Below are 14214 nucleotides of genomic sequence, written 5' to 3'. Positions count from 1 at the left end.
GTCTCTGAGCTACGAGCTTCAGAGCGCGGCGGCCCAGCAGTCCTCGGTGACGCCCTGGCCCACCGGGAGCTCGCGGCGCGACTCGGTCCGCTCCAGCCCGCACGCGGCGAGCAGCCCGGAGACGGACTCGTCCCCGCGGACAGCCCACTGCAGGAGCACCCGGGCTCCGTCCTGCCGCGCGTAGTCCGTCGCGGCGGCGAGCAGACGGGACCCGTGGCCCTCGCGCTGGTGCTCGGGCAGGACGCCGAGCGCAGTGATCTCCGCGGCCGGCTCCGGCTCCCGAACGGAGGCCGGGGCGTCCGTGGTCTCCTTCTCATCGACGACGCCCTGAGTCGGGGCGAGGGCGACGATCCCGACGACCTCGTCCCCGAGCGTCGCGACGAGCACGTGGTGGCGCGTGCTCGGAGGCTCGACGACGGCGCCCTCCCAGCCGGCGGCGAGCACGGGCGCGGCGATCATGGCCGCGACGCCCGCGGGCAGCGGCGCGCCGTCGTGGGCGGCGGCGTGGGCCGCCTCGAGGGAGGCGCGCATCGCGGCGGCGTGCACCGCCCCGATCGCCTCGAGGTCCGCCGGGGTCGCCTCGCGCACGAAGCCGCCGGCCTCGGCGGGGTGCGAGTGCCCGCCCTGAGACTCCAGCCCGCCACGTGCCTCGGCGGTGAGGCCCGAGGAGAGGTCGGCGTCGAAGACGCTCGGGGTCTCGGCGTGCTCGTGGGACGGGGAGGGGCCGGTGCTCTCGGGGCTCGTCATGCGTGCGAGCCTATCGGCCCGGGACGCTGCTCCCCAGCGCGTCGACCATCCACACTGCGGTGGTGGCGCGCGCGGGCTCGGGCCCGTCGCTAGCCTGTCGCCATGAGCTCCCTCCCGCGCAGGTCCTTCGGTTCCGTCGGCGTCGCGATGGTCACGCCCTTCACCGACGAGGGCGAGATCGACGTCGAGGCCGCCCAGTCCCTCGCCGTCACCCTCGTCGAGGACGGCGCGGACATGATCCTGCTCGCCGGCACCACCGGCGAGGCCCCCACCACGCACCTGCCGGAGAAGCAGACGCTCCTGCGCGAGGTCAAGGACGCCCTGGCTGGGCGCGCCATGCTCGTCGCTGGCGCCGGCTCCAACGACACGGCCCACGCCGTGCGCGTCGGCGTCGGCTCGCAGGAGGCAGGCGCGGAGGGTCTCCTCATCAACGCCCCGTACTACAACCGCCCCAGCCAGGAGGGCGTCTACCGGCACATCATGGCCGTCGTCGAGGCCACCGAGCTCCCGGTCATCATCTACGACATCCCGGGCCGCACCGGCGTGCGGATCGATGACGACACCCTCAAGCGCCTCGCCGAGCACGACCGCGTCCTCGCCGTCAAGGACGCCACCGGCGACGTCGAGCAGGGCTTCCAGCGCATGGAGGCCACCGGCCTCGAGTACTACTCCGGCGACGACGGCCTCAACTTCGCCTGGCTCGCGCACGGCGCCTCCGGCGTCATCAGCGTCGTCGCCCACGCAGACGCCCACTCCTGGCGCGAGATGGTGCAGGAGGTCGATGAGGGCGACCTCGCCGGCGCCCGCGCCGTCGCGCAGCGGATGCGCCCCGTCACCCGCGCCATCATGGGCGGCGGCCAGGGCGCCGTCATGGCGAAGGAGGCGCTGCTGCTCCAGGGGCGCATCCCCTCGGCCGAGCTGCGGCTCCCGCTCGTGCGCGCCGGCGAGGACGAGGTCGCCGAGCTGCGGCGCGTCCTCGACGCCGCCGGCCTGCTCTGAGGCCCCGAGCGGTCGCCAGGCGGGCGTCGAGGACTCACTCAGGGAGATCCCGCGGCCTCGGCGCGTCCTCGGCACGCGCACAGGCAGACGTCCTCGGCACGCGGTGGCGCCGACGGCGTCTGCTTTGCTGCCGAGGACGTCTCCCGCTGTGCGGGGAAGCGCCTTGACGGCCACCGCTCAGCCGCGTGCGGAGACGAGGGCGCGCACCTCGCGGCGCAGCACCTTGCCGATGACCGAGCGCGGGAGTGCGTCGATCACCTCGAGGCGCCGCGGCAGCGCGTAGTGGGGGAGGGAGCGCTCGGCGTGCGTCCGGACCGACTCGAGGGTGACCGAGCCCTCAGAGGCCCCGTGCTCCAGGACGACCGCGGCGACGACGATCTCGCCGTTCGCGCCGCCGTCCACGCCGACGACGGCGACGTCCGCGACGCCCTCGTGCCCGCGGATCGCGTCTTCGACCTGCGAGGGGTAGACGTTGAAGCCGCCGGTGAGGATGAGCTCGCGCTTGCGGTCCGCCATCCAGAGGAAGGAGTCCTCGCGGCGCACGACGTCACCGGTGCGCAGCCAGCCGCCCGGCAGCATCGAGGCGGCGGTGGCCTCCTCGTCCCCCCAGTAGCCGGCGAAGACCTGCGGGCCGCGCACGAGCAGCTCGCCGGGCTCGCCGTCGGGAACCTCGGCCTCGGGGGCCGGGTGCGGCGAGTCGGCGTCCACGATCCGCACGTCGGTGGACGGGAAGGGGAGGCCGAGCGCACCGAGGCGCCGGTCCGCGCTCATCGGCGTGCCCGCGACGATGGGGCTCGTCTCCGTCATGCCGTAGCCCTCGATGAAGAGCCCACCGGTCGCCGCCTCCCAGCGGGCCCCGACCTCGGGCGGCATGGGCGAGGCCCCGCAGACGACGAAGCGCAGCGAGGACAGGTCCGCGCGCTCCTTCTCCGCGGCGGCGAGGATCCGCTCGAACATGACCGGCACGCCCACGAAGAAGGTGAGCGGGCGCCGCTTCTGCGCCCGCAGCACCTCAGCGACGTCGAACTTCGGCATCATGACCTGGCTCGCCGCCTTCTGCACGGCGCAGAAGAGGTTGAAGGTGAGCCCGAAGGCGTGGAAGAAGGGCAGGAGGCACAGGAAGGACTCCCCGCCCTCGTGCAGCATCGGCACCCACGCGATCGCCTGGTTGGCGTTGGCCCGCAGGTTCCGGTGGGTGAGCATCGCGGCCTTGGGCGTGCCCGTGGTGCCGCCCGTGTGCAGGAGGACCGCGACGTCGTCCCCGGCCGGGTAGGGCCATGACGGGGGGATCCGCTCGGCGCGCGCGACGGCGCGGTCCCAGGAGCGCACACCCTCCGGCAGGGACTCGGCGCGCATCGAGGCGCGCGTGCTGCGCGCCTTCTCGACCGGGAGGCGGAGCGCGGCGCGCAGGCGCGCGGGCAGGGCCGCGGAGACGTCGACGGAGAAGACGGTGCGCCCGGCGAGCGGGTCGACGTCGTCAGCCTCCGGGCCGGTGCCGCCGGCGGCGCGCGAGCGCGGGTCGAGGACGAGCTCGACGCCCTTCTCCCACGCGATGACGACGTCACCCCCGTGGTTCTCGAGCTGGGCGCGGACCTCCTCGGCGGGGGCGAGGGGGTTGTGCTCGGCGACGATCGCGCCGATCCGCAGCGCCCCGTACATGAGGGCGACGTGCTGGGGACAGTTCGGCAGGAGGACGGCGACGCGGTCGCCCCGGTGCACCCCCGCGTCGCGCAGCACCTGGGCGGCCCGCTCGGAGGCGGCCAGGAGCCCGGCGTAGGTCGTCGTCGCGCCGAGGAAGTCGATGGCGACGCGCTCGGGGTAGAAGGCGGCGGCCGTCTCGAGGAGCTCGGAGAGCGGCCCCTCGGGCACCTCGATCGTCGCCGGGACGCCGGGCTGGTAGTGGGGACGCTCGTACAGGCCTGCGTCGTCGCGGTCGGTGGTCACCGGAGGGGCTCCTCGTGGGCGCGGTGGCGTAACGGGTGGTACGGCACGCCGCTGGCCCGGGTCGTCCTGACCCGGACCGAGCGGCGTGGGACGTCAGTGCTCGTCGGGCGTGGTGCCGGAGTCGGCGGTCGGCTCCGAGCCGACGGGAGCGTCGGTGTCGGCGGGGCTCGCCGAGCCGGTCGGGCGGCCAGCCTCCGGGGCCGTCTCGGAGCCGCTCTCCGCGCCGGACCGCCCGAGACGGCCGACGATCGCCGTGGCCGCGCTCTGCGACGCGTTGGCCGCAGCGGTGGCGGCGCCGGAGGCCGCCTCGCGGGCGGCGAGCAGCTCGTCTCGCACGACGCGGCGCAGCACCTTCCCGATCTGGGAGCGCGGCATCTCCGAGAGGATCTCGACCTGGCGCGGCAGGGCGTAGTGGGACAGGGTCTTCTCGGCCCACTCGCGGACCTGCTCGAGGGTGACGGTCTGCCCCTCCTTGGGGACGATCGCGGCGACGACGCGCTCGTTGCCGGCGTCGCCCTCGCCACCGGGCAGACCGACGACGGCGACCTCCTCGACCTGCGGCATGGAGCGGACGGCGGCCTCGACCTCGGTGGGATAGATGTTGAAGCCGCCGGAGATGATGAGCTCCTTGCGGCGGTCGGCGATGACGTAGAAGCCGTCCTCGGCCTGGCGGACGAGGTCGCCGGTGCGCAGCCAGCCGCCGGGCAGCATGACGGCGTCGGTCTCGGCCTCGTTCTCCCAGTACCCGGCGAAGACCTGCGGCCCGCGCACGATGAGCTCTCCGACCTCGCCCGGGGCGACCTCGGCCGCGGGGTCGGAGGACTCCGGGTCGATGAGGCGCACGTCGGTCGACGGGAAGGGGACGCCCAGCGCCCCGGGGCGGCGCTCGCGGGAGATCGGGTTGCCCAGGATGATCGGGGCGGTCTCGGTCATGCCGTAGCCCTCGATGATGACGCCGCGGGTCTCCTGCTCCCAGGCCTCCGCGACCGTCTTCGGGTTGGCGGCGGCGCCGCACACGGCGATCTTGCAGCTCGACAGGTCCGCGCCGGTCTCCCGGGCCCGCTTGACGATGCGGTCGAACATGACGGGCACGCCCGGGAAGAAGGTCGCCGGGCGTCGCTTCCAGGCCTGCAGGACGAGGTCCCCGCCGAACTTGGGCAAAACCACCTGGGTGGCGGCGATGCCGACGGCGCACAGGAGCGACAGGCTCAGTCCGAAGGCGTGGAAGAAGGGCAGGACCGCGTAGAAGGTCTCCGCGCCGACCTCGCAGGTCTGGGAGGCCCAGGCCAGGCTCATCTCCGCGTCGGCGCGCAGGTTGCGGTGGGTGAGCATGACGGCCTTCGGGGTTCCCGTGGTGCCACCCGTGTAGAGCAGCACGGCGACGTCGTCGACGTCGGGAAGCGGCAGGTCGGGGTTGATCTCGGGCGTGGCCGCGACGAGGTCGTCCCAGGAGCGCACGCCCTCGGGGACGGGGGCGCGCAGCTCACGGCGCTGGGTGCGCGCGGCCGCGACGGGCAGGCGCAGGGCGAGTCGGCTGCGCACGGGCAGGCCGCGGGAGAGGTCGACCGACAGGACGCGCAGGCCGTCGAGGCCGGCCTCGCTCATCGAGCCGGTCGCGGAGACGAGGCGGTCGAGGGTCTTCTCCCAGGCGACGATGACGCGGCCGTGGTGGATGGTGATCTGCTCGCGGATCTGGGCCGCGGGGGCGAGGGGGTTGTGCTCGGCGATGATCGCGCCGATCCGCCACGCGGCGTAGGCGAGGACGACGTGCTGGGGGCAGTTCGGCAGGATGAGGCCGACGACGTCGCCGGGCTTGACGCCGAGACGGCGCAGGGCCTCGGCCGCCTTGTCCACGCGGTGCTCGAGGACGCGGTAGGTCGTCGTCGCGCCCATGAAGTCGAGGGCGACGCGCTCGGGGAAGCGGCGGGCCGAGTCGGAGAGCATCATCGACAGGGGCTCGGTCACCGGCGCGATGACGGCGGGGACGCCCGGCGAGTAGTGCGGGCGCAGGTAGTGCTCCGAGGCGTTCTCGTCCGCGGACGCGGGGGCGTCCTGCGCGGCGCGGGGTGCGCTGGGATCGGTCACGGGTTCCTCATTTCCGACGGCGTCCGTGCTGCTCGGCGCTGGGCGGCGCCGACGCGGCTGACGACTGACGCAACCGTAACCTACGGTTCCGTAACTTCGCATCGACGGAGGCTGTCAGGACCCTGTGGCGTCCCACTCAACGCACTCCTGACCCCGGTCCTGCGCTGCGGAGGGAGCGGCCCGGCGCGGAAGGCAGTCTCACAGACCCGCCGGGAGCGCCTCCTGGGAGAGGACCCGCAGACGACGCGTCGGCCGCGTCATCGCCACGTAGAGGTCACCCGGGCTCACCGCCCCGATCCTCGCCGGGTCGAGGAGCACGACGACGTCGAACTCGAGGCCCTTCGACAGGACCGGGCCCATGACCGCGACGCGCGAGCGCAGGACGTCCTCGCCGGGCGCCTCCATCGCGGCGGCCAGCGCCGGGTCCGCGCCGAGGGCCCGGGCCACCTGAGGCGCGTCAGGAGTGATGACGGCGATGCGACCACCGCCTGTGCCGACCTCGGCGTCCAGGGCGGCGACCTCCTCCCGGACGGCGGCGCGCACCGCCTCCTCCCAGGGGTCCCGTGCCACGGACGCCGAGGTCGGGGCGACGACGAGGCAGTCCGGGAGGTCGCGCACGGAGCGGACCGGGTAGACCGGCGGCGCGCCGAGGCCCGTGACGACCCGGTCCGCCGCCGCCATGATCGTGGCCGGCGTGCGGTAGCAGACCGTGAGGACCTCCTCGCGCAGCGGCGTCGAGGCTGCTCGACGGCTGCGCGGTCCACGCCGCCCCCCGTGGGGCCCGCGCGCGGCACCGCTCCCGGAGCGGCCGCGCGTCCCGGAGGCCGGCGCTCCGGAGGTGGCGTCGTCGGCCGGTGCCGTGCCGAGCTCCGCAAGGACCTCGCCCCACGAGCTGGGCGCCGTCGGGCCCGAGTACTGGGCCAGGTCGCCCACCACCGTGAAGGAGCGCACCGGGCAGCGCCGCGCGAGCGCCCGCCAGGCCATGTCGCCCAGCTCCTGCGCCTCGTCGACGACGACGTGCCCGTAGGTCCACGTCCGGTCCGCCCGCGCGCGCTCCGCCAGCGTCAGGGACGGGCCCGAGTCAGCGACGCGGTCCGCGAGCATCTCGGCGTTGACCATGCCGCCACCCAGGTCCTGCGACTCGATGGCCTGGGCCGCGTAGGCGACGAGCTCCTCGCGACGGCGCGCCTCCAGCCGCGTCCGGCGGGCCTCGGCGTCCTCGCTCGGCCCCAGCAGCTCGGCGAGCTCGTCGATGAGCGGCACGTCGGCCGCCGTCAGCTCGGCGCCCGGGCGGCGCTCGAGCAGCGCCCGGTCCTCGGCGCTCAGCTCCGGGGCGAGGCGCTCCAGCAGCGCCGGCCGCGCCCACAGCCTCTCGAGGAGCCCGACGGGTGTCGTCGGCATCCAGCACAGGTTGATCTCGCGGCGGGCGTCGCGCGCCGTGCGCACGTCCTCGCGGATCCAGGCGCGCGTGTCCGCGTCCGAGGCGTCCTGGTTCGTGGCCGCTGCGAACTGGTCCGTGAGCCGCTCCAGGAGCCACAGCACGAAGGTCTCCCGGGCGAGGTTGTGCGGCCTGCCCGACCGGCGGGCCCGCGCCATGGCCTCGCGCACGTCCGCCGGCCGCAGCTCGAGGCGCGTGCCCTGGACGACGATCTCGCGCGGCCCGTCAGGCACGCGCTGGAGGTCCCGCACCGCCCGGCGCAGGATCTCCGCCCAGACGCCGCGGCCCTTGACCTCGGCGACGGCGGCAGGCTCCGTGCCACGAGCGCGGACACCCGGGACCAGGTCGGCGACCGTCGTCGCCACGACGCCGGTCTCACCGAGCGACGGCAGGACCTGCTCGACGTAGCGCAGGAAGGTGCGCGACGGCCCGACGAGGAGGACTCCCGAGCGCTCGAGGCGCGCGCGCTCGGAGTAGAAGAGGTAGGCGACCCGGTGCAGCGCCACCGCGGTCTTGCCCGTGCCCGGGCCGCCCTGGACGACGAGGACGCCCTTGCCGTCCGAGGTGACGATGCGGTCCTGCTCGGCCTGGATCGTCGCGACGATGTCTCCCATGCGCCCGTCGCGCGCGGCGCTCATCGCGGCGATGAGCGCTCCCTCGCCCTGGAGCTCCTCCGCGGAGACCGCCCCGGGTCCTCCGCCGTCGGCCTCCGAGGTGACGGAGGGCCCGGTCACGGCCGCGGCGTCGATGAGCTCGTCCTCGAGGCCGACGACGGTGCGTCGGCGCGTGTCGATGTGACGGCGCCGCACGAGCCCGAGGGGGCGCGACGCGGTCGCCTGGTAGAAGGCACGGGCGAGCGGGGCGCGCCAGTCGAGGACGACCTCGCGATGCTGTGCGTCCTGCAGGCCGATCCTGCCGACGTAGTGGCGGCGCCCGCCGTCGGTCACGGGGGAGGGCGCGGGGCGCTCTGCGCCCGCCCGTGCCCGCTCGGCCGTCTCCGCCACGGCGCCCTCCGCCATGTCCATGCGCCCGAAGACGAGGCGGTCCTCAACGCCCTCGAGGGTCGTCACCTGGTTCGTGTAGTGGACGGCGTAGGCGTCGCGCTCGCCCCGGGACTGGTGCGTGCCCGTGACGCCCTTGGCCTCCGTCGCGGCCAGGGAGCGGCGCGCCGCGGCGAGCTGGCGGTCGAGCTCCCCGTAGGCCGTGTCCACGACGCGCTGCTCCCCGGCGACCTCGCGCTCGCGAACGCTCCCGGCTCCCGAGGGGTGCTGCGCGCTCGCGGCGCCTGCGTCGTCGGGACGGGAGGGGGACTGGCTGGCTGCGCTCACGAGGTCTCACTGGGTTCGGGTCCTGGCTGGCCGTCGGGCGGCGCGCCCGTGGGCGTCGTCCCGCTCGATCGGGTCAGCCCATTATTCTCCTGCCGAGCCCCTCGCGCGGACGCCCACGGCGAACGCCGCCCGACCGAGACCGATCGCCGCAGGTGAACCGGGCCGGGAACAGGCGCGGCGCCCGACGCGTTGGACCGACCGTGCCCCGCACCAGGCGGGGTCGGGGTCCGGACCGGACGGTCCCCGGGACGGAAGGAGGGCGAGGCACTGATGACGCCGATGTACACGGTGGAGCACGTCGCGGACGAGCCGGTCTCCCCGCGCGTCCTCATCCACCACCTCGACGGGGCGATGGACGCCGGCCACGCCGGTGCCCTCGCCGTCGAGCAGCTCCTCATGACCCTGCCGCACGAGCGTCTCGCGACCTTCGACGCGGACTCCCTCGTCGACTACCGGGCGCGCCGCCCCCCGATGACCTTCTCGACCCACTCCTACACGGACGTCGAGATGCCCGAGATCGCGCTCGACCTTCTCCAGGACGACGACGGTGAGGACCTGCTCCTCCTGCACGGCGCCGAGCCCGACTACCGGTGGCACGAGTTCACGGGAGCCGTCACCCACCTGGCGCTCACCATGGGCGTCACCCAGGCCATCGGCCTGGCGGGCATGCCCATGGCCGTGCCGCACACGCGGCCCACCTACGTCCACCACCACGGCTCGCGCCCCGAGCTCCTGCCGGAGCAGCCCGACTTCTACGGGACCGTCGAGTTCCCAGGCGCCGTGGCTGGCCTCCTGGAGCTGCGGCTGGGCGAGGTCGGCCTGGACTCCCGCGGCCTGACCGCCTCCATCCCGCACTACGTCGCGCGCGACGACTACCCGGCGGGCGCCTCCGCACTCCTGTCGGCCGTCGCCGAGGTCACGGGCCTCGCCCTCCCGCTCGGTGACCTCGAGGCCGCCGCCGCCGTCAACCGCGCCGAGATCGACGCCCAGAGCGCGGACCAGCCCGACGTCGGCGCCGTCGTCGCCGCCCTCGAGGCACAGTTCGACGCCTTCGCCCCGCCGCAGGTCGACACCGACCACCTCACCGAGATGCTCGAGGTCCCCTCCGCCGACGAGATCGGCGCCCGCCTCGAGGCCTTCCTCGAGGCTAACGACCGGCCCGCCGACGGCGAGGACGGCTCCCACGAGTCCCACCCGCAGGACGGGGACCAGAGCCGATGAGCGAGGACGCCGGGGCCGGGCAGACCCTGACCCTCGACCCCGACCGTCGACCCGGCGCCCGCGCATGGACGGTCTTCGCGACCTCCGTCCTCGTGTACGTCATCGCCGTCGCCGGCCGGACGAGCTTCTCCGTGGCCGTGCCCCTGGCTGGCGACCGATTCGGCGGGGGCTCGGCGGTCCTGGCGCTTTTCGTCGTCCTCCAGCTCGGCGTCTACGCCCTCGCGCAGGTACCGGTCGGGCTCCTCCTGGACCGCTTCGGCTCGCGCCGCGTGCTCGCCAGCGGCGCCCTCGTCGTCGCCGCCGGACAGGTCGGCCTGGCCCTGGCCCACTCCCTGCCCGCCGCGATCGTCGCCCGCGTCCTCGTCGGGGCCGGTGACGCCACGTCCTTCATCGGCGCCATCCGGCTCATCCCCGCCTGGTTCGCCCTCGGACGGGTCCCGGTCATGACGCAGCTCGTCTCCATCCTCGGGCAGGTCGGCCAGATCGTCTCGGCCTTCCCCTTCCTCGCACTGCTCCACCGCGCCGGCTGGGCGCAGGCCTTCACCGCCATGGGCGGCGTCGGCGTCGGAGTCTTCGTGCTCGGGCTCGCCCTCATCCGGGACAGCGCCGACGGAGGCGCCGAGGCGGCGCGGCGGCGCGCGGAGACCGGTGACCGCGAGAGCGTCTGGACGACCATGGGAGCCGTCGCCCACCAGCCCGGGACGTGGCTCGGCTTCTTCACCCACTGGATCGGGATGTTCCCCATGGCGGTCTTCACCCTCATGTGGGGCATGTCCTGGATGACGGAGGGGATGGGGCTGAGCGCCTCGACGGCCTCCTGGGCCATCACCGTCTCCACCGTGGCCGGCATCGTGGGCGGTCTCCTCGCGGGCAGCCTCTCGGTCCGCCTGCCCGCCCACCGCTCGACGATCGTCCTCAGCGCTGGCCTCGTGTCCCTCGTCGCCTGGGCCGTCGCCCTGCTCAGCCCGAGCCACGTCGTGTCCGCGATGGTCGTCGCCTCCGTGTGCGGCGTGACCGGTCCGTTCTCCGGCATCGGCTTCGACTCGGCTCGCTCCTTCAACGAGCCGAGCCGCTGGGGCACCTGCACGGGCATGGTCAACGTCGGCGGCTTCACCGCGACGATCCTCGCCGTCGAGCTCGTCGGCGTCGTCCTCGACGCGACGGGCGGACGCACGGACGCCGACTTCCGCGTCGCCTTCGCGGCCACGGCCGTCGTGTGGGCCATGGGCATCACCGGCGTCGCCGTCTCCCGCTCGCTCACGCGCCGTCGGATGCGCGACGGCGCCGTCGCCTCCTTCTGAGCCGACCGGTGAGCGCCGCTCAGCGCGGCAGCGCCGGGTCGTCGGGCCGCCAGGTGCGCACCGGGAGCGGCAGGCGCCTCACGGCCCGCTCGAGCTCCTCGAGCTCCAGGGCGTCGAAGGGCTCCGTCCGCGCCGCGATGACGAGGTTGCCGCGCCGCCTGCCGCGCGCCACCGCCGCGTCCGCGATGACGACGGCGCCTCCGAAGACGCGTCGCACCGCGGCGAGCTCCGCCCCCGCGGCCTCGCGCGGGGCCGAGGCCGCGTTGGCGAGGTAGACGCCACCGGGTGCGAGCGCCCCGCGGCACGCCTCGAGGAACTCCTCCGTCCGGCAGGCCGCGGGCACCGCCCCGGCGGCGAACACGTCGCGCACGACGACGTCCCACTCGCCGCGCCGCAGGGTCGGCGCGACCTCGGCCGCGTCACCCACCCGGATGCGCAGCCTGGGGGAGCGGGGCAGGTCGAACCACCCGCGCACCCTATGGGCGAGAACCGCGTCGATCTCGACCGCGAGCTGGGTCGAGCCCGGCCGCGTCGCCTCCCAGGTCCGCGCCAGGGCGCAGCCCGCCCCGCCGAGGTGGACCGCGCGCACGGGCTCGGACCCGGGACGCAGCACCCCGAGCACGGCGTCCATCTGCTGCTGGTACTCGAAGTCGAGGTGCGCCGGGTCGCGCAGGTCGATCCAGGACGACTCGGTTCCGTCGAGGAGGAGCAGGACGCCGGTGTCCCTCACCTCGAGCTCGGCCGTCGCGAAGGTCGTGGGCACGGGGCCGACGGGGAGCGCTCTGAGCGACGGCGCTCCCTCCGCGCCCCGGCCCGGTCCCGGTCCCGTGCTCTTGCGCCCCTGCTTGCGTGTCACACGCGCACGTTAGCCTGTGAGCACCTCGACGGGTGGCATCGGGCGCCGGGACGGGTGCCGACCGTGCGACCCTCCCCCGGGAGCAGGGCCCCGGCCACGGGACCACCGACGTGCCCCGTGGCAGTGACGTGCAGCAGTGAGAGAGGAGCAGGGATGAGCCGAGCACCCCGCGCCGCCGAGGCGCGCCGCTCCTGGGGCGACGACGACTCCGCCACCCCGATCCTCCACGTCGACATGGACGCTTTCTTCGCCTCGGTCGAGCTCCTGGAGCGCCCCGAGCTGCGCGGCCGCCCCGTCATCGTGGGCGGTGCGCGCGGGCGCGGCGTCGTCTCCGCCGCCACCTACGAGGCCCGTCGCTACGGCGTCACCTCCGCCATGTCCATGGCCGAGGCGTCCCGCCGCTGCCCGCAGGCCGTCGTGCTACCCGTCCGCCACGGCGTGTACTCCGAGGTCTCCCGGAAGGTCATGGCGATCCTCGGTGAGGTCACCCCGGTCCTGGAGAAGGTGAGCGTCGACGAGGCGTTCCTCGACGTCTCCGGCGCCCGCCGCCGCATGGGCAGCCCCACCGCCATCGGCCGCTGGATCCGCGACGAGGTCCGCGGACGCCTCGGCCTGCCGGCCTCCGTCGGCATCGCCTCGACCAAGTTCGTCGCCAAGCTCGCCTCCTCCCACGCCAAGCCCGACGGCCTCCTCCTCGTGCCCGAGGCCGCGACCCAGGACTTCCTCGACGTCCTGCCGGTGGGCGCCCTGTGGGGCGTCGGGGAGAAGAGCCAGAGCGTCCTCGAGCGGTGGGGCATCCGGGACGTGCGCACCCTCGCGGCCACCGACGAGCGCCGTCTGGAGAAGATCCTCGGGCCGGCCGCCGGCCGTCACCTCTGGGAGCTCTCCCACGGCATCGACCCCCGTCCCGTCTCACCCGGCCGGGAGGAGAAGTCGGTCGGGACCGAGTCGACCTTCTTCGACACCATCACGGACCGGGAGCACGCCCGCCGGGTCCTCCTCGACCAGTCCCACCAGTGCGCTGCCCGCCTGCGCGCCGGGGGCCTGCGAGCGCGCGTCGTCGTCCTCAAGGCGCGCGGCGCGGACTTCCAGACCGTGACGCGCTCGCGCACCGTGGGCGAGCCGACCGATCTCGCGCGGGACGTCTTCGCCGTCGTCGAGTCGCTCTTTGACGCCCTCCCGACGCCCGGCGGCGGCTTCCGGCTCCTCGGCGTGCGGGTCGAGGGACTGTCCCGCGCCGACGACGGCGTTCAGCTCCTGCTCGACGACGACCCGCGCCGGGGTGCTCCCGAGCGGGCGGCCGACGCCGTCCGCGAACGGTGGGGGAGTGCTGCCGTCGCGCCCGCCAGCCTCCTGCGTCCACGGGACCCGAGGGGCGAGGACGGCACGGAGCGTGGAGGTGCTCCCGGCGCCGGCTGAGCTGCTACGCGAGCGGGTTTTCCACGGGTGCGCCCCTGCGCCTATCCTGGGTGCACCGCGTCCCCGGGCCGCCCGTGTCCCCGGGCGCCCCACGCGGCAACGATGACGGAAAGGGGGAAGCCATGGCCCTGTCGGAGCGCGAGCAGCAGGTGCTGCGCGACCTCGAGGAGCAGCTCCACGACGAGGACCCCACCCTCGTCGACTCCATGGACGACGCCGAGCGTGAGCTCGGTCGCCTCTCGCCGCGCCACGTGGGCGGCGGCGTCGCCCTCATCCTCCTCGGTCTCGCCGTCCTCGTCGGCGGGGTCGCCGTCGGTCACGGCGTCGTCTCGATCCTCCTCGGCGTCGCCGGGTTCGGCCTCGCCGTCTGGGGCGTCACGATGATGCTGACCCGGGCTCAGCCCGCCGCGCCCGAGGCTCCGCGCAGGGCGTCGGACTCCCGGGCCGGCTTCATGGACCGCCAGTCCGAGCGCTGGGAGCAGCGGCGCGACCAGCAGCGCTGAGCCGCACGGCCCGCCCCGTCGAGCGGTCGACGGACGCTGCGTACCGCCCCCCACATCGCTCCACCCCCCCCACTTCGCTCCACCGTCACTCCTTCGTTCGACCGACGCCCCGCACGCCGCCCTCCCTCCGGGAAGGGCGGCGTTCTCGCGTCCTGAGGGGCGGCAGGCCCGTCAGGACGTCCAGGAGAGGCCTCCACGTCCGTGTGCCGCCCGCGCGTCCGGGGCCTTCCGAGCGCCCGCCTGCTAGGGGGGTGCCCCTATGTTGTTGGTCAAGCGGCAGCGGGTAGCTGGTGGGTTGGTTGGGGGTCGTAGAGGGCGCCGTCTCGGATCATGGCGTGCAGGGTGAGGATGCGGCGGTGGGCCAGGGCGATGA

10 protein-coding genes are annotated in these 14214 nt (G+C 74.8%); 5 read left to right on the top strand and 5 right to left on the bottom strand.

The genetic code is table 11. The features are described 5' to 3' along the window. Positions 1–18 precede the first annotated feature (18 nt). Positions 19–747, bottom strand: a complete 729-nt coding sequence (locus IXW69_RS10915) for a GNAT family N-acetyltransferase (RefSeq protein WP_194786370.1) — start codon at positions 745–747, stop codon at positions 19–21. A 102-nt stretch (positions 748–849) separates the two neighbouring features. Between IXW69_RS10915 and dapA the strand changes: the two genes are divergently transcribed. Continuing rightward, positions 850–1746 carry a 4-hydroxy-tetrahydrodipicolinate synthase gene (gene dapA / locus IXW69_RS10910; RefSeq protein ID WP_194786369.1) on the top strand — a complete coding sequence of 299 codons (897 nt, stop codon included), beginning with the start codon at positions 850–852 and terminating at the stop codon, positions 1744–1746. 177 nt (positions 1747–1923) lie between these two features. Here dapA and IXW69_RS10905 read toward each other — a convergent pair whose 3' ends face one another. From IXW69_RS10905 to IXW69_RS10895, 3 genes are all read right to left on the bottom strand, one after another. Next, entirely contained in the window at positions 1924–3690 is a 1767-nt protein-coding gene (locus IXW69_RS10905; protein ID WP_194786368.1) for an AMP-binding protein, read from the bottom strand. Between the two features lie 93 nt (positions 3691–3783). Beyond that, positions 3784–5775 carry an AMP-binding protein gene (locus IXW69_RS10900; protein WP_407646573.1) on the bottom strand — a complete coding sequence of 664 codons (1992 nt, stop codon included), beginning with the start codon at positions 5773–5775 and terminating at the stop codon, positions 3784–3786. 198 nt (positions 5776–5973) lie between these two features. Beyond that, positions 5974–8541, bottom strand: a complete 2568-nt coding sequence (locus tag IXW69_RS10895) for a HelD family protein (protein WP_194786366.1) — start codon at positions 8539–8541, stop codon at positions 5974–5976. A gap of 270 nt (positions 8542–8811) precedes the next feature. Here IXW69_RS10895 and IXW69_RS10890 point away from each other — a divergent pair, with 270 nt between their 5' ends. Then, a complete protein-coding gene (locus IXW69_RS10890) occupies positions 8812–9762 on the top strand; it encodes a proteasome assembly chaperone family protein (protein WP_194786365.1) in 951 nt (316 codons plus the stop codon). Continuing rightward, complete coding sequence (locus tag IXW69_RS10885; protein ID WP_194786364.1) at positions 9759–11063, top strand: MFS transporter; 1305 nt, start codon at positions 9759–9761, stop codon at positions 11061–11063. The genes IXW69_RS10890 and IXW69_RS10885 overlap by 4 nt, the downstream gene beginning before the upstream one ends. A gap of 19 nt (positions 11064–11082) precedes the next feature. Here IXW69_RS10885 and IXW69_RS10880 read toward each other — a convergent pair whose 3' ends face one another. After that, on the bottom strand, positions 11083–11826 hold the full coding sequence (locus IXW69_RS10880) for a spermidine synthase (RefSeq protein WP_194786363.1): 744 nt from the start codon (positions 11824–11826) through the stop codon (positions 11083–11085). Positions 11827–12072: 246 nt separating this feature from the next. On the opposite strand from IXW69_RS10880, the gene dinB reads away from it, so the two are divergent. Continuing rightward, positions 12073–13338: a DNA polymerase IV gene (dinB, locus tag IXW69_RS10875; protein ID WP_194786362.1), complete on the top strand. Its 1266-nt coding sequence runs from the start codon at positions 12073–12075 to the stop codon at positions 13336–13338. 122 nt (positions 13339–13460) lie between these two features. Next, a complete protein-coding gene (locus IXW69_RS10870) occupies positions 13461–13841 on the top strand; it encodes a DUF3040 domain-containing protein (RefSeq protein ID WP_194786361.1) in 381 nt (126 codons plus the stop codon). The last annotated feature ends 373 nt before the right edge of the window (positions 13842–14214 follow it).

It is taken from the genome of Actinomyces haliotis, assembly GCF_015355765.1.
Taxonomy (GTDB): Bacteria; Actinomycetota; Actinomycetes; order Actinomycetales; family Actinomycetaceae; genus Actinomyces; species Actinomyces haliotis.
Note: the sequence above shows the minus strand (reverse complement) of the source record. Positions and strands in the feature narration are given on the sequence as shown.

Coding starts and splice junctions, on each gene's coding strand:
- IXW69_RS10915 (WP_194786370.1), bottom strand. CDS start 747: ATGACGAGCCCCGAGAGCACCGGCCCCTCCCCGTCCCACGAGCACGCC.
- dapA (WP_194786369.1), top strand. CDS start 850: ATGAGCTCCCTCCCGCGCAGGTCCTTCGGTTCCGTCGGCGTCGCGATG.
- IXW69_RS10890 (WP_194786365.1), top strand. CDS start 8,812: ATGACGCCGATGTACACGGTGGAGCACGTCGCGGACGAGCCGGTCTCC.
- IXW69_RS10885 (WP_194786364.1), top strand. CDS start 9,759: ATGAGCGAGGACGCCGGGGCCGGGCAGACCCTGACCCTCGACCCCGAC.
- dinB (WP_194786362.1), top strand. CDS start 12,073: ATGAGCCGAGCACCCCGCGCCGCCGAGGCGCGCCGCTCCTGGGGCGAC.
- IXW69_RS10870 (WP_194786361.1), top strand. CDS start 13,461: ATGGCCCTGTCGGAGCGCGAGCAGCAGGTGCTGCGCGACCTCGAGGAG.